This is a genomic window from Pontibacillus chungwhensis (assembly GCF_030166655.1).
Classification (GTDB): domain Bacteria; phylum Bacillota; class Bacilli; order Bacillales; family BH030062; genus Pontibacillus.
The window spans coordinates 2,228,498-2,247,719 of record NZ_CP126446.1 but is presented as its reverse complement, the minus strand read 5'-3'; the positions used below and the strand labels follow the sequence as shown (position 1 = coordinate 2,247,719).

The window sequence follows — 19,222 nt, the reverse complement described above, 5'->3', positions numbered from 1 at the left end:
ACTGAAGGAGGTCTTTTTAATGGATGAAATGAACCAAGAAATGTCAGAAATGCCGAACGTTTCAGTCGGCGATGTACTCACAGGTAAGGTTGTAAAAGTAGAGGACAAGCAAGTTCTTGTCGATATCGGTTACAAAGTTGAAGGCATCGTTCCCATTAGTGAGCTTTCTAGTTTACATGTAGAGAAAGCCTCTGATGTGGTATCAGAAGGTGACGAGTTAACGCTAAAAGTGAAGAAAATGGATGATGAAGAAATTGTCTTATCTAAGCGTGCGGTAGATGCTGAATCAGCTTGGGAAGACCTTGAAGCAAAATTAGAAAGTGGAGAAATATTCGAAGCTGAAGTTAAAGACATCGTAAAAGGTGGACTTGTAGTTGATGTAGGTCTTCGAGGATTTATTCCTGCTTCTCTTGTTGAAACTTATTACGTGGAAGACTTTAATGATTACAAAGGCAAAACTCTTGCCCTTAAAGTAATTGAGCTTGATCGAGAACAAAACCGCGTAATCCTTTCTCATAGTGCTGTAGTCGAAGATGAAAACGACGCACGCAAGCATGCTTTACTTCAGGACCTTGAAGCAGGTCAAGTATTAGACGGTACTGTTCAGAGACTTACAGATTTCGGAGCTTTCGTTGATATTGGTGGAGTGGATGGCCTTGTCCATATCTCTCAACTTGCCCATGAACACGTGGATAAAGCTTCCGATGTCGTTGAAGAAGGACAACAAATCCAAGTACGTGTTCTTTCTGTAGACCGTGATAATGAAAGAATTTCACTGTCCCTTAAAGATACTCTTCCAGGACCGTGGGATCAGGTTGGAGAAAAAATTAGACCTGGTGACATTCTTGAAGGCAAAGTGCGCCGCTTAGTAAACTTTGGTGCATTCGTTGAGCTTCTTCCTGGTGTAGAGGGGCTAGTGCATATTTCTCAAATATCTAAGCACCATATTGGTACACCACAAGAGGTTCTTGAAGAAGGCCAAGATGTAAAAGTGAAGGTGCTAGACGTAAATGAAGATGAAAAACGTATTTCCCTTAGCATTAAAGAAATCGAAGCTGATCAAGATCGTCAAGAAGTAGAACAGTATACAAAAGATGATGACGGTGGTTTCCAATTAGGGGACTTTATCGGAGATAAACTAAACAAACTAAAATAAACTAAAAATTCGGTGATGTTATTGAGTCGATCAAAAAGAAAATTAGAGCATATCAGACATGCCCTATCTCGTGAAGATCTGGGGATTAATAGCTTTGATGAGATGGAAATTATCCATCAAAGTCTAACAGATATCCATTGGGATGATATCTCATTGCAGACTCAATTAGGCGAACTTACTCTAAGTTCGCCTCTTTTTGTCAATGCGATGACAGGAGGTGGCGGAGAGAAAACGGAGGCGATTAACCGAGACCTTGCTATTGCTGCAAAGGAGACGGGAATTGCACTTGCCGTAGGCTCACAGATGTCTGCCCTTAAAGATGAACGTGAAATGAAAAGTTATCAAGTTGTGAGAGAAGAAAATCCAGATGGGATTGTGTTTGCTAATGTGGGCAGTGAAGCAACGCTTGAACAAGCGAAGCGTGCTGTAGATATGTTAGAAGCCAATGCATTGCAAATTCACTTGAATGTATTGCAGGAACTCATCATGCCTGAAGGAGACCGTGACTTTACTACCCGCTTACAACAAATTGAGGAAATCGTTAAATCGGTCGGGGTCCCTGTCATATTAAAAGAAGTCGGATTTGGTATTTCTCAAGAAACCACGCGTCAATTGAAGGAAATTGGTGTTTCGTATATAGATGTAGGCGGTAAAGGCGGAACTAATTTCTCAAATGTGGAGAATAAACGTAGGAAACAACCTCTTGAATCGTATAATGGTTGGGGAATTCCAACGGTTACTTCTATTAAAGAGGTAAAAAGTGTATTTCCTGAATGTAATGTAATTGCTTCTGGAGGAATGCGTAATGGTTTAGATGGTGCGAAGTCATTCGTTTTAGGCGCAAATGCCTTTGGTATGGCAGGCCAGCTTCTTAGAACTCTAATGAAAGATGATCTAGAAACACTAATTAAAAAAGTGGATCACGTTCATGAGGAGTTTAGGATTGCCATGATGCTACTAGGAGCAAAAGAAACGTATCAATTGGATGGAAAACCTCATATTTATACCGGTTCTACGAAGACATGGCTCGAACAAAGGATTACAACATTTTAATAAAATCATGACCCATTGCCCTATAGGGCAATGGGTTTTTTTATAGCTTTTGATCTTTTCTTGCTTGTTCTGGTGTATCTAAGTACGTACTGCCCTTCGGATGAGTCTCTGTGTCCCGATCACTTTCAACACGTTTTTCTTTCTTTAGCTTCTTTTGCTGACGGTCTTTACCCATGAAAACACCTCCTCTTGGAATGTAGTATTTTCCCTTGCAGAAGAGTTATGCATGATTAGAAATCATGCAAATGACCCATAATGAAAGGAGGGAAGGTGGAAGTCATGGGAGAAGGGCTGATCTTTTATTTTGTAAGCTGGTGCGTTTGGGTGGTGGTTACATTCCTTATGGCTAAGACACGGGAACGTTTTCTTGCTGGTTTATTTCTATTGGTCTTAATTATTAGTTCTAATGAGTCTGTAGCCATTTTTCATTTCCGTTTCAGTCTAACTGCCATCATTATTACTTGCGTTTGCATAGCTATTCTGATTAATAGGAAGAAAGTGGTTTATCCAACCTTTGCTTCTATAATCGTTAGTATTGGATATGCAGGTATGCTTTTATGGGAGACTGTTGTGCCTGTATGGGTAGTGATGCCAAGATTAATTCTATTGTCGCTGTTATGTTATATACTCCTTTATTTTTTAGTGGAGTCCATGATGGTCCGGTTAGCTATTTGGGGGTTTGGTTCAGTGTTTGGAGAGTTTATCTATTCTATGGTTGTGATGGGATACAATGTCAGTGCCCCCATTGGAGATGCAGGTTATTTGGATGTGCTTAGTCTTGTTTCTGTGATCGTAATGTTGAACTCTGCGGTGGCTTCGGTTGCAAGAACATTTGAACAGGCAGTATTGAATCGTGTGAGAAGAAAGGCGGGATTTCGTTCATGAATGAATATACTTATCCCATTATATTTGGGTTAATTATTGGAGTGGGAGTTCGACTCGTGATGTTACGTGCAGATTATCGTCAATACCCTACTTATTTACATGGGAAAGTCATACACATTTCACTCGGGTTTATTGCAGCATCTCTTGGGACTATTGCTGTACCTGCTATTATGGAAATGGAATTTACTGCAGTAACGTTTTTAACGATTGCAGCTTCTCAGTTTAGGGAAGTGAGAAATATGGAGAGGAATACATTGACTGAATTAGATTCTTATGAATTGGTCCCGAGGGGAAATACATATATAGAAGGAATTGCCATTGCTTTTGAAGCCAGGAACTACCTCGTCATCTTTACTTCTTTATTAGCAACGCTTAGCTTCCTTGTATGGAACATATGGGTAGCTCTTTTTGTTTCTCTGATTTGTTATTTCATCGTTCGCAAATTCATGAGTGGGAAGACATTAAAGGATATAGTAGATATCGAATATGTAGACCCTCATTTTGAGGGTGCAGGGTTGTATGTTGATAATATTTATATCATGAACATTGGTCTTCCTCAGAGGCAAAAGGAAATTGGTGAGTACGGGATGGGGTTCGTGTTAACACCTAAAAACTTTAATGTTCGATCCACTATAGCGAATCTTGGCCAACGACAAGCCATTCTACACGATATCTCCATTTCAATGGGCGTTTTCAGAGACAGTGGTACACCGGCACTGGTTCCGTTAATTAAGAGGGATCTGGACGATGGCCGAATCGGAGTTTTTGTTTTACCACAAGAGAGGGATAAAGAAAAAGCAGTAAAAATTATTGGAGCTGTTCCTGTGCTTGAAAATGCTATACGGATGCCGTCAGAATCTAAAGCCAATAAAGAGGAGGGAGATCTTCAATGAAAGTCGAAAAAATGGTGCTCGCAGCCATTACGACGAGTCGTGATAAAGTCGATGGAGGTGCTCCAATCTTTATTTGTGATTCTAAGGAAGAAATGGATAAAGTGGCCGCAAACCTTGAAGCGATACTGGATGGCATCTCTCATGCATTGAGTGACGAGCTCTATATTATCGTTAAACATTAATGAAGTGCTCGGAAGGTGCTCTAATTGTGCTAGAAAAGGATTGTTAGTTTCAAATCCTTCTGCTAAAATGAAAAAGTTAAGAGTAAACCCTTCTTACTTGACAAGAGGGGTTTGCTTCTTCATTTGCAATCGTCGAATTTCAAAGAGCGTTAAGCGTGAAACGCGTTTAAGAAAGACATTGTAAAAATAAGAATATGATAAGAAAGGGTGAACCTTTCATGCGAAAATCTGTAGTAGCTGTAGTCGGTAGACCGAATGTTGGGAAATCCACCATTTTTAACCGATTAGTTGGAGAGCGTATTTCGATTGTTGAAGATACGCCTGGTGTAACACGAGACCGTATTTATGCAGAAGCAGAATGGTTAAATACCACGTTTAATATAATTGATACAGGTGGAATAGAGCAAGGAGACGAGCCTTTACTAGTCAAAATGAGAGGACAAGCTGAGGTTGCAATTGATGAAGCTGATGTTATTGTCTTTATGGTAAATGGCCGTGATGGAATTACAGGGGCAGATGAAGAGGTAGCTAAGCTACTTTATAAATCTAATAAGCCTGTAGTGCTTGCTGTTAATAAAATTGATAATCCTGAGATGAGAGAAAAGATTTATGAATTCTATTCTTTAGGATTCGGTGAGCCATATCCAATCTCTGGTACACACGGACTTGGGCTTGGAGACATGCTTGATGAAGTTGTTAATCATTTCCCTGAACGTGTAGAGGAAGATGAAGATGATGATACAATTCGGTTCAGCTTAATCGGCCGACCGAATGTAGGAAAGTCTTCTCTTGTCAACACAATGCTAGGTGAGGAACGCGTCATCGTAAGCGACATCGAAGGAACAACAAGAGATGCAATTGACACATCCTTTACAAAGGATGATCGCGATTATATCATCATCGATACGGCGGGAATGCGTAAGCGCGGTAAAGTGTATGAAACGACTGAAAAGTATAGTGTAATGAGAGCCCTCAAAGCAATTGAGCGCTCCGATGTAGTCCTTGTAGTTCTAGATGGCGAATCTGGAATTATCGAGCAGGACAAACGCATTGCTGGTTATGCCCATGAAGCAGGTAAAGCTGTTGTCATTGTGGTAAATAAATGGGATGCCGTCGAGCGTGACGATAAAACGATGAAGAAATTTGAGGATAAAGTGCGTCAGGAATTTCAGTTCCTTGATTATGCACCTATCGTCTTCTTATCTGCTAAAACAAAAAAGCGTGTCCATACTTTATTACCTAGTATTTTACAAGCTAGTGAGAATCACACCAAACGCGTACAGACTAATGTGCTGAATGAAGTAATCATGGATGCTTTAGCAATGAATCCGGCACCTTCCTTAAAGGGGCAGAAATTAAAAGTCTTTTACATGTCTCAAGTAGCAGTATCACCGCCAACTTTTGTGGTATTTGTAAATGATCCGGATCTATTGCACTTCTCATATGAACGTTTCTTAGAGAACCGAATTCGTGATGCGTTTGGTTTTGAAGGTACGCCGGTTAAGATTTATGCACGTAGACGAAAATAAGGGGAGAGTGAAGGCATGGCAAATGTAGCCGTATTAGGTGCAGGCAGTTGGGGAACAGCCTTGTCCATTGTGTTAGCCGATAACCACCATGATGTTCGTTTATGGACTCATCGCCCGGAGCAGGCCAATGAAATAAACGACTTACACCAGAATAAGAACTACTTGCAAGAAGTCACCTTACCTGAATCCATTGTGGCTTATACCGACTTAAAGGAAGCTGTTAAAGACGTTACTGCTGTTGTAATGGTCGTTCCTACTAAAGCGATCAGGGACGTTTGTCAACAGTTACAATCCGTTCTTGATCATAAAGTAACGCTTATTCATGCTACTAAGGGAATTGATCCAGATTCTCTAAAGCGGGTCTCTGAAATGATCACAGAAGAGATGAGCGGGGAATACTATGATGATGTCGTTGTTCTTAGTGGTCCATCTCATGCTGAGGAAGTGGGGCTACGACAGCCAACTACTGTAACGGTTTCCTCTGAAACCATGAAAACAGCCGAATTAGCACAAGATTTATTTATAAACGAGAACTTTCGTGTATACACAAATCCGGATGTAGTTGGAGTTGAGTTGGGAGGAGCACTAAAGAATATTATTGCTTTAGGTGCAGGAATCTCAGATGGATTAGGGTACGGCGATAATGCAAAAGCTGCCCTTATAACAAGAGGGCTTGCTGAAATAGCGCGTCTAGGCACATCTATGGGATCAAGTCCTTTAACTTTCGCAGGTTTAACAGGGGTTGGGGATCTTATTGTAACCTGTACGAGCCAGCATAGTCGTAATTACCGTGCTGGATATTTATTAGGTCAAGGTAAAGATCTTGATGATGTATTAGAGCACATGGGAATGGTTGTTGAAGGCGTTCGTACAACAAATGCGGCTTATAAACTATCTCAGCAGCAAGGTGTTGAAATGCCAATTACAGCTGGAATTGAGCAAATTCTATTCCAAGATGCTGAGGCTAAAGATGTTGTCGATCAATTAATGACAAGAGGACGTCGACACGAAATGGAAGACTTATCAAATGTGTTAGGTGATTAATTTCTTATGAATACATCACGCTTACACTTCCTTCGCATATACTGTGTTTGAAAGTTTATTATAAGGAGGAAGTTACGTGAGCGGATTTCAAAAGAAAGCATTTGAGCATCTTCAAAATAAAGCCAACATCTCTCCGGATGAAATTATGAAAGTTGCTGATTCTGTAAAGAATGCAAACTTTAAAGATGAGAAAACTGTTCGTAATCTTGTGAAGCAGTTATCTAAAATGGCGGGCAAGCCTGTCTCTAAAGAAAAAGAAGACAAAATTGTTAAAGCTATTACGAACAATAACATGGATATGAACCAATTAAATCAAATGTTTAAAAAATAGTCACAAATAGGCACTTGAGGATACCAATACATGAATGATTGCATACTATAAAACGCAGCAGGATTTCAACTAGGGTTGTATGTAAAGGGTACTATTTAGTCAAACCGAGGTGAACTCGCCCCATTCACCTCGGTTTTTTGGTGTATAAAAGAATGAAAAGGGTTTCTTGCTAGCATATGGTAAGCTTGTAAGTTGTGGTATAATAAATTTCGTGAAAGTTGACACATGCAAAAGGAGTTGAATTCGTTGTCAAAATCGATGTTAAATATGTATATTTCTTTTGCTGGTATTATATTTATGTTCCTCTCCATTGGCTTGATTTTACTTAGTCGTCATAAGTTAAAGGGGATTTTAAGTGGAATCACTGCATTTTTAGCATACATATTTATGATAGTAGCAGGACTCATTATATTTTATATCGTCTTTAGTGGACCTACATCTTAAGAAGTGGAGGTATGAAGTATGTACATAAAGAAAATGGCGGTGCTCTTGCTGGCAGCGTTCATTTTAACTGGTTGTTTATATCCGGACGATCGTCTTTCTAAGAACCAAACACCAAACCAAGTTCAACTAGAGTCTCTCCAAGCAGCTGTGGATGAATTTAAGAAGAACAACCCTTACGCATTACCAATTAAGACGAGAGACCAAGATACGAATATTTTTCAAAAGTATCCCATTGACTATAAACGCTTGCGAGAAGAAAATCTTATCTCAGAAGCTCCAGGTAATTCGTTTGAACGCGGAGGCGTTTATCAATATGTCATCATTTATGCCGAAGAAGATCCGACTGTGAAAGTGATGGATTTAAGAGCAACGCAAGAACTACAAAAAATTAATAATCGTATCACAGCGTATAGAAATGAGCATCAGTATGCCCCTTACGGAGAACGGATTGCAAAAGATGTTTATAAAATTGATTATGAAAAGATTGGATTAAAACAAAACCCTACTATAAAAAGTCCGTATTCTGAAACTCAACTTCCCGTAGTAATGGATGCAAAAGGAAAAATATATTTAGACTATCGACAAGAACTCTACCAAGCTTTACAGGAGAACGATCACTCTTTCTCAAGTGGTGACGATATTCGATACTTACTTGTACAAGATTCTCCTATCGTGCCGTCCCATTCCCTTCCATATACTGTTAAAAATGGAGAACCAGTCTTTAATGGTGTCGACATAAACAATCCATCTTAAGAAATGAGACCTTTCAACTTGGTTGAAAGGTTTTTTTGTGTTCCTAATGTTGAATGACTTGGCAACTTCTCCGACTCATCCTCTGCTGGGATCATAATCTATAAAATATCTGATCAAAAATACCGTAAAATTTTTGCTTAGCTTTAAAACTATAGCATAATCATCCTTCCGTTTTTATATAGTAACAATAGTAGTAGGTCAAAAGGGATTAACCTTTGGCTGGACTAGATTCTATAGAAGAGGTTTTAAAAACAAGTCATAAAACAGTAGGACAACATCATAGACTTGTAATGCAAAGATTCGTTAGCAATCATCATTTGTTTGTCCAAGCGAAGTAAATGGATCGGGAGGGGATCACTTGGAAAGAGTTGATGTTTTTAAAGATATTTCTAAACGGACAGATGGAGATATTTATTTAGGTGTTGTAGGAGCGGTGAGAACAGGGAAATCCACATTTATCAAAAAGTTTATGGAGCTTGTTGTCCTTCCAAACATCCAAGATGAAGGTGAACGTGCAAGAGCTCAGGATGAACTTCCTCAATCTGCAGCAGGTAAGACGATCATGACAACGGAGCCGAAGTTTGTACCAAATCAGGCCGTTCAAGTACATGTGGACGATGGCTTAGATGTTAATTTTAGAGTTGTAGATTGTGTTGGATATACGGTTGATGGTGCTAAAGGTTATGAAGATGAGAATGGACCAAGAATGATTAATACCCCTTGGTATGAAGAACCCATTCCATTTCACGATGCTGCTGAAATTGGAACAAGAAAAGTTATTACAGAACATTCCACAATCGGTGTAGTTGTAACAACAGATGGGACAATTGGTGAGATTCCAAGAGCAGACTATGTTGAAGCGGAAGAACGTGTTGTGGAAGAATTAAGAGAAGTAGGAAAACCATTTATTATGATTATTAACTCTGTTCGCCCACACCACCAAGATACAGAGGTATTAAGACAAAAACTTCAAGAGAAATATGATATTCCTGTGATATCAATGAGTGTGGAAGGCATGAGAGAAAGTGATGTTTATAATGTGCTTCGAGAAGCATTATATGAATTCCCTGTCCTTGAAGTTAATGTGAATTTACCAAGCTGGGTTATGGTTTTAAACGAAGGTCATTGGCTTCGCAAAAACTACCAAGATGCGATTCAAGATACTGTGAAAGACATTAAAAGATTAAGAGACGTGGACCGAGTAGTCGGACAGTTCTCAGACTACGACTACATTGATAAAGCACAGTTAGCTGGTATGGAAATGGGAGAAGGAGTGGCTGAGATAGATCTCCAAGCTCCTGACTATTTGTACGATCAAGTTCTAAAAGAGATTGTAGGAGAAGAAATTAGAGGGAAAGACCATTTGCTTCAGCTTATGCAAGATTTTGCCCATGCAAAACGTGAGTATGATCAGGTGTCTGAAGCCCTTCAGATGGTAAAACAAACAGGATATGGTATTGCAGCGCCAGCCCTTGAAGACATGTTCTTAGATGAACCGGAAATTATACGTCAAGGATCAAGGTTTGGCGTTCGTCTTAAGGCTGTAGCTCCATCTATTCATATGGTGAAGGTAGATGTTGAGTCTGAATTCGCCCCTATTATTGGAACCGAGAAGCAAAGTGAAGAACTTGTTCGGTACCTGATGCAGGACTTTGAAGAAGACCCACTATCCATTTGGAACTCTGATATATTCGGGCGTTCACTAAGTTCTATTGTGAGGGAAGGTATTGGTGCGAAGCTTGCTTTAATGCCAGAGAATGCTCGATATAAACTTAAAGAAACCCTCGAAAGAATCATCAATGAGGGCAGTGGAGGGCTTATTGCCATCATTTTATAAGCGGTTAACCACCGCTTTTTTTATTTTTTTTAAGAAATTTTTTAGAGGGATTTCATTTCCCTAATACATGTAAAATAGAAATCTTATCCATATGCCCAAAACCCTTTCATATCAAGGGTTTTGGGTTTTGTTTAATAATTCAGAAAAAACAAGGTGGAAGGGAGAAAATGGGCTCGAAGACTTGATGTATCAGCCTTTTTGTTGAAGAAAGTTTGTTGTTTTTATTGAAATCACTCGCATCATCGTTTAATATAAGGCTTGTCATCAAGTTTTCTTGATGCACACACGTATAAAACGTTAAAAAATTGTGCACAAATGTATGTAACATCATGTTACGATCTTGGCACAAAATGATGCGTAACCATTTCCTGGGAGGAGGTGAATAGCATGAACAAGACAGATCTAATCAATGCAGTTGCAGAGAAAAGTGATCTTTCTAAAAAAGATGCTACAAAAGCTGTAGATGCAGTTTTTGATTCAATCACTGAAACACTTAAAGACGGTGATAAAGTACAACTAATTGGTTTTGGTAACTTTGAAGTACGTGAACGTGCGGCTCGTAAAGGTCGTAACCCACAAACTGGTAAAGAAATCGAAATTTCTGCTAGCAAAGTACCAGCATTCAAACCAGGTAAAGCCCTTAAGGATTCCGTTAAGTAATTACATAAAGGGCATAATGAGTAAGGCTGACTCAAGTTATGGGTCAGCCTTATTTTCACATTTATGTAGGAAAAGCTGTTCCTTAACAGTGTTAATGAATTGACACACATGGCAATTTAAGAGATATTAAATAAAGATTAGCTCTAGGAGGATTGAGATGAGCAACCAAAAGTCTAGCGGAGATTTTTTTGTAATAAAGGCTCTTGAAGATGGAGTGAATGTGATTGGCCTTACCAGAGGTACTGATACTCGATTCCATCACTCAGAGAAGCTTGATACCGGAGAAGTCATGATAGCCCAGTTTACAGAGCATACCTCGGCGGTTAAAGTAAGGGGAAAAGCACAGATTCAAACAAGTCACGGCGAGATGAATTCCGAGGCAGAGTGACCTGAACGCTCTGCTTTTTCTTTTATACATATAATCATTTTTAAATAATGGGCACACTATAGTTATTCAAAAATGTGTTGATCCGACCGGATATGCTATAATAGACGACAGTAAGCCGAGATACGGCACGAAAGGCTTTGGGTGATGTCAGTGAAGAATACAAACGTGAATATCGAACATTTAAGAACTAGTATTGAACATCAAATCCAACATCCTTATTTAGCCAAATTTATACCTGAACCCGTAATTTGTGAAGATAAACTAATGTTTCTTACGTCTTTACTAAAAGATACAGACCTTAGTGAAGATAAACAGAAACAATATATAATCTCAACGATGCTAGTACAAATAGCTCTAGATACGCATGAACTTGTGAATTCATCCAAAACGAATGAAGAAGACCATGTAACAAAGAGTCGACAGTTGACCGTATTAGCTGGAGACTATTACAGTGGGCTGTACTATTACCTTTTGTCTAAAATTGAGGATTTACCAATGATTCATACACTAGCTTCTGCTATTAAAGAAATTAATGAATTAAAAATGAAGATTTACAATCAGGATTTTCCATCGATAGCTCAAGTAATGGATGCTTTAAAACAAGTCGAATCATTATTGATTCAACGGGTAGCGGAATTTGTAAATCAACCTGTGATGAATGAGGTGGCGGGGGATTGGTTATTAGCCAAACGATTACAAGATGAAGACCGTCGTTTTCGTAAGCGTGAGAACTCCCCTTTAATTGAATTGTTAATTAAAAGCACGCTCGTTCACCAAAACGGTGCACAAGCTCTCCGAACGATAGAAAAATATATGAAGAAGCAAATGGTTTCAGTTGAGCAGTCTTTAGCACAGTTGCCAGGGAGCTTCAGTTCACTTAAAACGTACCTCCAACATCATATCTATCATTCATTTTATCTGAAACATCAAGCTGTGGAGGAAGGGTAATCAATGGACCAACAAACAAAATCACAACGTGTTCATCATGTATTTGAAAAAATCTATAATCGATATGACGTTATGAATTCCATCATATCGTTTCAGCGTCATAAAGCTTGGCGTAAAGATGTTATGAGTCGTATGAATGTTCAAAAGGGAGAAACAGCTATCGATGTTTGCTGCGGAACAGGAGACTGGACCATTGCTCTTGCTGATAAAGTAAAGGAATCAGGTAAAGTCGTAGGTCTTGATTTTAGCCAGAATATGCTTAGTGTAGGCAAAGAAAAGAAAAATGATCTTAATCTTGATTACGTAGATTTTATTCATGGAGATGCTATGGAACTTCCATATGAAGATAATAGCTTTGATTATGCAACAATCGGGTTTGGATTGCGAAATGTTCCAGACTATTTGCAAGTCCTTAAAGAAATGACTCGAGTTGTTAAACCAGGAGGTATTGTAGTCTGTCTTGAGACTTCTCAGCCTACTGCGTTTGGATTTAGGCAAGCTTACTACTTCTACTTCCAATATATCATGCCAGTTCTTGGTCGTTTATTTGCTAAAAGCTATAACGAATATGCTTGGCTCCATGAATCTGCAAAGGACTTTCCAGGAAGAGTAGAGTTAAAGCGTTTGTTCGAACAAGCAGGATTGAAAGATGTTGAAGTTAAAGGATACACTGGTGGCGTAGCTGCCATGCATCTTGGAACAAAACCATTGAAGTAAGAAAATGATATAAAGGTGACTCCGATGAAATTAGCGATGATCTATCCACACTTAAAACAAGATATTGATAAAATAGAAAAGTCTCTCAACACGACAATTCAAGCTGATCATAGCATCTTAAGAGAAGCTTCTACCCAATTGTTACAAGCAGGAGGAAAACGTATCCGTCCTGTTTTTGTTTTATTAGCAGCTAAGTTTGGTCATTATGATATCGAGAGAATTAAGCATGTAGCAGTAGCGCTAGAGCTTATTCATATGGCATCACTTGTTCATGATGATGTGATTGATGACGCTGAGCTCAGACGGGGCGAGCAGACAATTAAAGCTAAATGGGACAATCGTGTGGCAATGTATACAGGAGACTATATCTTTGCCAGAGCAATTGAGAGCTTATCGACTTTAGAAGACGCTAAAGCCCATCAAATCCTATCCAAAACAATTGTAGAGGTCTGTGTGGGTGAAATAGAGCAAATTAAAGATAAATTTGATTGGGATCAAAACCTCCGTACTTATCTACGTAGAATTAAAAGAAAAACAGCTCTTTTAATTGCTGTAAGCTGTCGCCTTGGTGCAGTAGCAGCTGGAGCTGACGAAAAAGTTGAAAGAGCTTTATTTAAGTATGGCTATTATGTAGGCATGTCTTATCAGATCATCGACGATGTATTAGATTTTACAGCGACAGAAAAGGAATTAGGGAAGCCTGCAGGGAGCGACTTAATGCAAGGGAATATTACACTCCCCGTTCTTTATGCGATGGATCAAGATGAAAGGTTTAAGCAAGAAGTACAAAGCTTATTCCAAAAAGAAGAGGTTACAAAGACTGATATGGCATGGGTAATCGAGAAAATTAAAGAATCTGGAGCGATTGACCAGTCGTTTGCTTTAAGTGAACGTTACCTCAACAAAGCATATGAGGCGCTAGATATCCTTCCCAATCAAAAAGAGAAACAAACCCTTATGAAAATTGCCAAATACATAGGAAAACGTAAATCATAAGAAAACGTTTGCTACTTTTCCGAAAATTTGATAGAATTTCATCTGGTTAAACATTTAAACGCTTTCATAATTCTACATAACTAAGAGGTGGAGAAAATGGAAAAAACGTTCATTATGGTCAAACCAGACGGAGTTCAAAGAAATTTAATCGGGGACATTGTAAGTAGATTTGAAAGAAAAGGATTTAAATTAGCTGGTGGGAAGCTAATGCAAATTCCTTCAAGTCTAGCAGAGGAACATTATGGCGAGCACAAAGAAAAGCCTTTCTTTGGTGAGTTGGTCGAATTCATCACATCTGGTCCTGTTTTTGCAATGGTATGGGAAGGTGAAAACGTAATCGCGACGTCTCGTCAAATGATGGGGAAAACAAATCCATCAGAAGCCTTGCCAGGTACTGTAAGAGGAGACTTTGGTCTTACAGTAGGCAAGAATGTTATACACGGTTCTGACTCTCCGGAGAGCGCTCAGCGCGAGATTGGTCTTTTCTTTAAGGATCAAGAACTTGTTTCTTATGAAAAGAACGATCAGAACTGGCTTTATTAGAATTATCGGTCGATGAAAGTATGATTAAAAAGGGCGTAACCACCTAAGGTTGCGCCTTTTTTTATTCCTTTTAGGGATGACTGAAAGAATGTGTTTACTAGTAGCAGCGGCGAAAGATTGTTTACATTGACATGGCCATTTATTAAGATTAAGAAGATTCATATACATGGGCAATAATGGAGAAGAGGAGAAATATAGGAAATGGCAGAGGACTATCAAGGATTTATTAATCAAGTTAAACGTAAGACTGGGATTGATCTTTCGTTGTATAAAGAAGCACAAATGAAACGCAGGTTAACGACCCTTCGGGATAAACGAGGTTATAAGAGTTTCGATCGTTATTTTCAAGCTCTATCAAAAGATGATGAATTGTTTTTTGAATTTCTTGATCGGATGACGATTAATGTGTCTGAATTCTATCGGAATCAAAAGCGTTGGGAAGTGCTAGAATCAAAATTATTGCCAGATCTAGTCAAAGGTAAGAAATCTTTAAAAGTCTGGAGTGCTGCTTGTTCCACTGGCGAAGAGCCTTATACACTTGCTATGGTATTGAGTCAATTTTTCCCTTTGAAAGACATTCATATATTGGCTACAGATATTGATGAAAATGTAATGTACAGAGCTAAACAAGGAATATATCCTGAACGTTCTTTAAAGGAGGTTCCTCCTCACATTAAATCTAAATATTTTAAGCCAAAAGGCAACTTATTTGAAGTTTCAGAAGACATCAAAAGGGTTGTAACGTTTAAAAAACACAATTTGTTATCTGATGAATATGAATCCCATTTTGACCTGATTATTTGTAGAAATGTTTTGATTTACTTTACTGAGGCAGCTAAAAGTGAAGTGTATAAACGTTTTAGTCATGCCTTAAATAAAGATGGTATTTTATTTGTAGGAAGTACAGAACAAATATTTAATGCACATACATATAATTTCGAGATAGCGGATACGTTTTTTTATAAAAAGAGTTAAGAAAGAGAGAGAAGACGTTTTGAGCTGTAATAAAAAATTCAGACTTTTTTGGATATTTAGATAGATCATACAATTTTTTAATAATGATGAACACAGCACCTATAGGATATGATATAGTAAGACAAAATTCATAAAGTTTAGCTGAGAAAAGGAGAGTTTAGATGAGATATTTAACTGCAGGCGAATCACATGGAAAACAACTTACAACAATCGTAGAAGGGATCCCTTCTCTTATGCCACTACTTTCTGAGGATATAAATGAATCCTTAATACGTAGACAAGGTGGCTATGGGCGTGGTCGCCGTATGCAGATTGAAAAGGACTTGATTAACATTACGGGTGGGGTTAGACATGGTTACACCCTGGGATCCCCTATATCCCTTGTTTTGACGAATGATGATTTCACTCATTGGAGAAACATCATGGGAGAAGACCCAATAGGGGATGATGAAGAAGTTCGTCGTACAATTAGTCGCCCTCGACCTGGCCATGCCGATCTGAATGGAGCTTTAAAGTACGGACACCGAGATATGCGTAATGTGTTAGAACGTTCTTCTGCACGAGAAACAGCTGCTCGAGTAGCTGCGGGTGCTATTGCGAAGAAGCTCCTCGCCGAACTCGACATTAAAATAACAGGTTATGTAAATACAATTGGTGGTATCACAGCTTCTTACGATGAAACACTGTCTATAGAAGAACGACAAGAGATATCTGAAGCTTCTCCTGTAAGAACACTTGATAAAGATGCCGAAGAGAAAATGATGAAGGCAATCGATACAGCCAAGCAAGAAGGAGATTCAATTGGAGGAGTCGTAGAAGTAATGGTAGAAGGTATGCCTGCTGGTATAGGCTCATACGTTCAGTACGATCGGAAAATTGATTCACGTATTGCTGGGAGCGTTGTAAGCATTAATGCCTTTAAGGGTGTTGAATTTGGAGTAGGCTTCCAAGCTGGACACATGAATGGAAGTGAAGTTCATGATGAAATTGCTTGGTCTGAAGATAGAGGATATTACCGTAAGACGAATCGCTTAGGAGGATTTGAAGGCGGTATGACTACAGGTATGCCTTTAATTGTAAAAGGTGTGATGAAACCAATCCCAACACTATATAAACCATTACAAAGTGTTGATATTGATTCAAAAGAGCCGTTTAAAGCTAGTATTGAGCGTTCCGATTCTTGCGCGGTTCCAGCTGCTGCAGTCGTTATGGAACATGTTGTAGCTTGGGAACTTGCTCGCGCATTAACAGAACAATTCCCTCATGATCAGTTCCCTAAATTAAAAGAAAGTTTAGATCAATACAGAGAAGAAATTAGGTGCTTCTAATGGAGCAGTTACATGTTAAACATGAACATGGAAGCTACACCGTTTCTATTGGATCTGGGCTACGCCATACAATATCCGAACACTTGCCTAAATCATATAGGCAAGTGTTCATAATTACAGATAGTAATGTTGCTCCTTTATATATGGATGATGTGAAACAGAGCTTTCCTGAAACTACAGTGGTTACTACTTACGTCGTACCTGCAGGTGAGGAGTCAAAAAGTCTATCTGTATTTTATGATTGTCATACAAAAGCTATTGAATATGGCGTTGATCGTCAATCTTCAATTGTGGCGCTAGGTGGTGGCGTGATTGGAGACCTTGCTGGGTATGTGGCAGCTAGCTATATGAGGGGTGTAGATTATGTGCAAGTCCCAACAACGCTGTTAGCGCATGATAGTAGTGTAGGTGGAAAAGTTGCTATTAACCATGCTCTTGGGAAGAATTTAATAGGCCACTTTTATCAGCCTGTAGCTGTCATATATGATACGGCATCACTTAACACTCTCTCAAAAACAGAGTGGAGATCAGGGATGGCGGAAGTCATAAAACATGCTTGGATTGCACATGATCAAGCATTTTTGGATCAGTGCTACTCCATTGATCATTTTGAAGATGTAGACAAGGATTTATTGAATTCCCTCATTTTGCAAGGAATAGCTGTTAAAGCTAGAATTGTAACAGAGGATGAACGTGAACAAGGTAATCGTCGATTTCTGAATTTTGGCCACACTTTAGCGCACGCCATTGAAGCTGAAATGGGCTATGGGGAGATCACTCACGGGGAAGCCGTGGCCATAGGGATGGATTTCGCTTTAAAAGTGAGTGAGTCTTATTTTGATTGCTCATTGAACCGTATGAATTTCAGAAATTGGATAATGGCTCATGGTTACCCTATTTCCGTCATAAATCACTTAGATCAACATGAATTGTTACATAGAATGACAAGAGATAAGAAGAATGTTAACTCAGAGATAAGAATGGTATTGTTATCCAAACAAGGAAATCCTCAAGTTGTTTCCTTTACAAAAGACGAGATAAGAAATGAATTGAAAGAGTATCACAAAGAGGTGAGTCAAGTTTGATTAGAGGAGTTAGAGGAGCTACAACAGTAAAGCAGAATAGAGCAGAGGAAATTGTGAATCATACTCATTCATTGTTAGAGGAAATGATTGATGAAAATGGAATTGATCCAGAGCAGGTGGCGTCTATTCAAATTTCCACTACAGAAGATTTAAATGCGACATTTCCAGCTAAAGCAGTGCGTAAGATTGAAGGATGGACGTTTGTTCCGGTTATGTGCATGAGGGAAATACCGGTACCCCAATCACTTGAACGATGCATTCGTGTTATGATGCATGTTAATACTGAAATGAATCAAAAAGAGATTCGTCATATCTATCAACATGAAGCAAAACAATTACGTCCGGATCTTATTCAAGAAGAAGGGAAGGGTTTATCATGAGAACAAAACCTATTTTTAACCAATTAAAGCCTTACGTGCCAGGCAAGACAATCGATGAAGTGAAGGAAGCTTACGGATTAGACAGAATTATAAAGTTGGCTTCTAATGAAAATCCATTTGGTTTCTCAAGTCATGTGCAGAAACACCTTGCCGAAGCGGTTACAAATCTCGAGATTTATCCTGATGGATACGCTAGAAAGTTAAGAACAAAACTAGCTGCAGATCTTCAGGTTGATGAAACGAAGTTGATCTTTGGTAATGGGTCTGATGAAATTATGCAAATCATTTGTCGTACGTATCTAGAACCAGGTGCAAATACGGTGATGGCTACCCCAACCTTTCCTCAATACCGACATAATGCGTTGATTGAAGGTGCCGAAGTTCGTGAAGTCCCTCTAATTAACGGGTATCATGACCTGCAAGAAATGCTGAACGTAATAGATGAAGAGACACGTGTCGTTTGGTTATGTAACCCTAACAATCCTACAGGAAACATCTTCACTCAAGATGAGTTCGATACGTTTATGGAGAGATGTCCGGCCCATGTGTTAGTGGTACTCGATGAAGCTTATATGGAGTATGTTTCAAATGAAGCATTTCCAAATGCAGTAGATTCTCTTGGAAAATATGAAAACCTTATAGTTACACGAACATTTTCAAAGGCTTATGGACTTGCTGCTTTAAGGATCGGATATGGAATAGCACGTGAATCTATTATCACAAAGCTAGAGCCGGCTCGTGAACCATTTAATACATCTGTAATAGCTCAGCACGCTGCGATCCTTGCTTTGGAAGATCAGAATTTTATAGAGACTACCTTTGAGCAAAATGTTGAGACTAAGCAAGAGCTAGAAGCCTTTTGCGATAGACTAGGTTTAGAATATTATCCATCTGAAACGAACTTTTTACTCATACACTTACCTATAACAGGAGATGAAATGACAGAGCATCTATTACAGAATGGATTTATTGTCCGTTCCGGCGAAGCTCTTGGAATTCCTCAATCAATTCGCTTAACCATTGGTAAGAAAGAACACATGCAGGAAGTTATGGAAGCAATGGAACGGAAATTAGTGAAGGTGCAAAATAGCTGAG

General features: G+C 38.9%; 23 protein-coding genes. 22 read left to right on the top strand and 1 reads right to left on the bottom strand.

Annotated features, from left to right (window positions below):
* Window positions 1-19 precede the first annotated feature (19 nt).
* The gene (gene rpsA, locus QNI29_RS11625) at window positions 20-1,156 is read left to right on the top strand and encodes a 30S ribosomal protein S1 (RefSeq protein WP_231416676.1); all 1,137 of its coding nucleotides are present in this window, start codon (window positions 20-22) and stop codon (window positions 1,154-1,156) included.
* A 15-nt stretch (window positions 1,157-1,171) separates the two neighbouring features.
* On the top strand, window positions 1,172-2,209 hold the full coding sequence (gene fni / locus QNI29_RS11620; RefSeq protein ID WP_354665942.1) for a type 2 isopentenyl-diphosphate Delta-isomerase: 1,038 nt from the start codon (window positions 1,172-1,174) through the stop codon (window positions 2,207-2,209).
* Between the two features lie 40 nt (window positions 2,210-2,249).
* Here fni and QNI29_RS11615 read toward each other — a convergent pair whose 3' ends face one another.
* The gene (locus QNI29_RS11615; RefSeq protein WP_231416672.1) at window positions 2,250-2,384 is read right to left on the bottom strand and encodes a YpzI family protein; all 135 of its coding nucleotides are present in this window, start codon (window positions 2,382-2,384) and stop codon (window positions 2,250-2,252) included.
* Window positions 2,385-2,488: 104 nt separating this feature from the next.
* Here QNI29_RS11615 and QNI29_RS11610 point away from each other — a divergent pair, with 104 nt between their 5' ends.
* From QNI29_RS11610 to hisC, 20 genes are all read left to right on the top strand, one after another.
* Window positions 2,489-3,094, top strand: coding sequence for a YphA family membrane protein (locus tag QNI29_RS11610; RefSeq protein ID WP_436663187.1), 606 nt, complete (start codon window positions 2,489-2,491; stop codon window positions 3,092-3,094).
* A complete protein-coding gene (locus QNI29_RS11605) occupies window positions 3,091-3,987 on the top strand; it encodes a YIEGIA family protein (RefSeq protein WP_231416669.1) in 897 nt (298 codons plus the stop codon). The genes QNI29_RS11610 and QNI29_RS11605 overlap by 4 nt, the downstream gene beginning before the upstream one ends.
* Window positions 3,984-4,169 (top strand): capping complex subunit for YIEGIA, encoded by a 186-nt coding sequence (locus tag QNI29_RS11600; RefSeq protein WP_231416667.1) that lies wholly within the window; start codon window positions 3,984-3,986, stop codon window positions 4,167-4,169. The genes QNI29_RS11605 and QNI29_RS11600 overlap by 4 nt, the downstream gene beginning before the upstream one ends.
* 218 nt (window positions 4,170-4,387) lie before the next feature.
* Window positions 4,388-5,698, top strand: coding sequence for a ribosome biogenesis GTPase Der (gene der, locus QNI29_RS11595; RefSeq protein WP_231416665.1), 1,311 nt, complete (start codon window positions 4,388-4,390; stop codon window positions 5,696-5,698).
* Between the two features lie 15 nt (window positions 5,699-5,713).
* The gene (locus QNI29_RS11590) at window positions 5,714-6,742 is read left to right on the top strand and encodes an NAD(P)H-dependent glycerol-3-phosphate dehydrogenase (protein WP_231416663.1); all 1,029 of its coding nucleotides are present in this window, start codon (window positions 5,714-5,716) and stop codon (window positions 6,740-6,742) included.
* A 76-nt stretch (window positions 6,743-6,818) separates the two neighbouring features.
* Window positions 6,819-7,073, top strand: a complete 255-nt coding sequence (locus QNI29_RS11585) for a stage VI sporulation protein F (RefSeq protein ID WP_036779430.1) — start codon at window positions 6,819-6,821, stop codon at window positions 7,071-7,073.
* A gap of 246 nt (window positions 7,074-7,319) precedes the next feature.
* Window positions 7,320-7,517: a DUF2768 domain-containing protein gene (locus QNI29_RS11580; RefSeq protein WP_231416661.1), complete on the top strand. Its 198-nt coding sequence runs from the start codon at window positions 7,320-7,322 to the stop codon at window positions 7,515-7,517.
* An 18-nt stretch (window positions 7,518-7,535) separates the two neighbouring features.
* Window positions 7,536-8,270, top strand: a complete 735-nt coding sequence (locus QNI29_RS11575) for a YphF family lipoprotein (RefSeq protein WP_231416660.1) — start codon at window positions 7,536-7,538, stop codon at window positions 8,268-8,270.
* A 358-nt stretch (window positions 8,271-8,628) separates the two neighbouring features.
* A complete protein-coding gene (gene spoIVA, locus QNI29_RS11570) occupies window positions 8,629-10,107 on the top strand; it encodes a stage IV sporulation protein A (RefSeq protein ID WP_231416658.1) in 1,479 nt (492 codons plus the stop codon).
* A 387-nt stretch (window positions 10,108-10,494) separates the two neighbouring features.
* Window positions 10,495-10,767: an HU family DNA-binding protein gene (locus QNI29_RS11565; RefSeq protein ID WP_231416656.1), complete on the top strand. Its 273-nt coding sequence runs from the start codon at window positions 10,495-10,497 to the stop codon at window positions 10,765-10,767.
* A gap of 157 nt (window positions 10,768-10,924) precedes the next feature.
* Window positions 10,925-11,155, top strand: coding sequence for a trp RNA-binding attenuation protein MtrB (gene mtrB / locus QNI29_RS11560; RefSeq protein ID WP_231416654.1), 231 nt, complete (start codon window positions 10,925-10,927; stop codon window positions 11,153-11,155).
* 144 nt (window positions 11,156-11,299) lie between these two features.
* Window positions 11,300-12,103: a heptaprenyl diphosphate synthase component 1 gene (locus QNI29_RS11555; RefSeq protein WP_255687317.1), complete on the top strand. Its 804-nt coding sequence runs from the start codon at window positions 11,300-11,302 to the stop codon at window positions 12,101-12,103.
* Between the two features lie 3 nt (window positions 12,104-12,106).
* Window positions 12,107-12,820, top strand: a complete 714-nt coding sequence (locus QNI29_RS11550) for a demethylmenaquinone methyltransferase (RefSeq protein WP_231416651.1) — start codon at window positions 12,107-12,109, stop codon at window positions 12,818-12,820.
* Between the two features lie 24 nt (window positions 12,821-12,844).
* Window positions 12,845-13,816 (top strand): heptaprenyl diphosphate synthase component II, encoded by a 972-nt coding sequence (hepT, locus tag QNI29_RS11545; protein WP_231416650.1) that lies wholly within the window; start codon window positions 12,845-12,847, stop codon window positions 13,814-13,816.
* 96 nt (window positions 13,817-13,912) lie between these two features.
* The gene (ndk, locus tag QNI29_RS11540) at window positions 13,913-14,359 is read left to right on the top strand and encodes a nucleoside-diphosphate kinase (protein WP_231416649.1); all 447 of its coding nucleotides are present in this window, start codon (window positions 13,913-13,915) and stop codon (window positions 14,357-14,359) included.
* 201 nt (window positions 14,360-14,560) lie between these two features.
* Window positions 14,561-15,334, top strand: coding sequence for a CheR family methyltransferase (locus tag QNI29_RS11535; protein ID WP_231416647.1), 774 nt, complete (start codon window positions 14,561-14,563; stop codon window positions 15,332-15,334).
* A 161-nt stretch (window positions 15,335-15,495) separates the two neighbouring features.
* Window positions 15,496-16,662, top strand: a complete 1,167-nt coding sequence (aroC, locus tag QNI29_RS11530) for a chorismate synthase (RefSeq protein WP_231416646.1) — start codon at window positions 15,496-15,498, stop codon at window positions 16,660-16,662.
* A complete protein-coding gene (gene aroB / locus QNI29_RS11525) occupies window positions 16,662-17,747 on the top strand; it encodes a 3-dehydroquinate synthase (RefSeq protein WP_231416644.1) in 1,086 nt (361 codons plus the stop codon). The genes aroC and aroB overlap by 1 nt, the downstream gene beginning before the upstream one ends.
* Complete coding sequence (aroH, locus tag QNI29_RS11520) at window positions 17,744-18,127, top strand: chorismate mutase (protein ID WP_231416642.1); 384 nt, start codon at window positions 17,744-17,746, stop codon at window positions 18,125-18,127. The genes aroB and aroH overlap by 4 nt, the downstream gene beginning before the upstream one ends.
* Complete coding sequence (hisC, locus tag QNI29_RS11515; protein WP_231416641.1) at window positions 18,124-19,221, top strand: histidinol-phosphate transaminase; 1,098 nt, start codon at window positions 18,124-18,126, stop codon at window positions 19,219-19,221. Before aroH ends, hisC begins: the two co-directional genes overlap by 4 nt.
* Window position 19,222 lies beyond the last annotated feature (1 nt).

Excerpts from the sequence above, each read along its gene's own strand:
- QNI29_RS11610 (WP_436663187.1), top strand. The coding sequence starts at position 2,489 with ATGGGAGAAGGGCTGATCTTTTATTTTGTAAGCTGGTGCGTTTGGGTG.
- QNI29_RS11590 (WP_231416663.1), top strand. The coding sequence starts at position 5,714 with ATGGCAAATGTAGCCGTATTAGGTGCAGGCAGTTGGGGAACAGCCTTG.
- QNI29_RS11615 (WP_231416672.1), bottom strand. The coding sequence starts at position 2,384 with ATGGGTAAAGACCGTCAGCAAAAGAAGCTAAAGAAAGAAAAACGTGTT.
- hisC (WP_231416641.1), top strand. The coding sequence starts at position 18,124 with ATGAGAACAAAACCTATTTTTAACCAATTAAAGCCTTACGTGCCAGGC.
- der (WP_231416665.1), top strand. The coding sequence starts at position 4,388 with ATGCGAAAATCTGTAGTAGCTGTAGTCGGTAGACCGAATGTTGGGAAA.
- rpsA (WP_231416676.1), top strand. The coding sequence starts at position 20 with ATGGATGAAATGAACCAAGAAATGTCAGAAATGCCGAACGTTTCAGTC.
- QNI29_RS11555 (WP_255687317.1), top strand. The coding sequence starts at position 11,300 with ATGTCAGTGAAGAATACAAACGTGAATATCGAACATTTAAGAACTAGT.
- mtrB (WP_231416654.1), top strand. The coding sequence starts at position 10,925 with ATGAGCAACCAAAAGTCTAGCGGAGATTTTTTTGTAATAAAGGCTCTT.
- aroC (WP_231416646.1), top strand. The coding sequence starts at position 15,496 with ATGAGATATTTAACTGCAGGCGAATCACATGGAAAACAACTTACAACA.
- QNI29_RS11550 (WP_231416651.1), top strand. The coding sequence starts at position 12,107 with ATGGACCAACAAACAAAATCACAACGTGTTCATCATGTATTTGAAAAA.
- QNI29_RS11575 (WP_231416660.1), top strand. The coding sequence starts at position 7,536 with ATGTACATAAAGAAAATGGCGGTGCTCTTGCTGGCAGCGTTCATTTTA.
- ndk (WP_231416649.1), top strand. The coding sequence starts at position 13,913 with ATGGAAAAAACGTTCATTATGGTCAAACCAGACGGAGTTCAAAGAAAT.
- QNI29_RS11535 (WP_231416647.1), top strand. The coding sequence starts at position 14,561 with ATGGCAGAGGACTATCAAGGATTTATTAATCAAGTTAAACGTAAGACT.
- aroB (WP_231416644.1), top strand. The coding sequence starts at position 16,662 with ATGGAGCAGTTACATGTTAAACATGAACATGGAAGCTACACCGTTTCT.
- fni (WP_354665942.1), top strand. The coding sequence starts at position 1,172 with ATGTTATTGAGTCGATCAAAAAGAAAATTAGAGCATATCAGACATGCC.
- hepT (WP_231416650.1), top strand. The coding sequence starts at position 12,845 with ATGAAATTAGCGATGATCTATCCACACTTAAAACAAGATATTGATAAA.
- QNI29_RS11565 (WP_231416656.1), top strand. The coding sequence starts at position 10,495 with ATGAACAAGACAGATCTAATCAATGCAGTTGCAGAGAAAAGTGATCTT.
- QNI29_RS11605 (WP_231416669.1), top strand. The coding sequence starts at position 3,091 with ATGAATGAATATACTTATCCCATTATATTTGGGTTAATTATTGGAGTG.
- QNI29_RS11600 (WP_231416667.1), top strand. The coding sequence starts at position 3,984 with ATGAAAGTCGAAAAAATGGTGCTCGCAGCCATTACGACGAGTCGTGAT.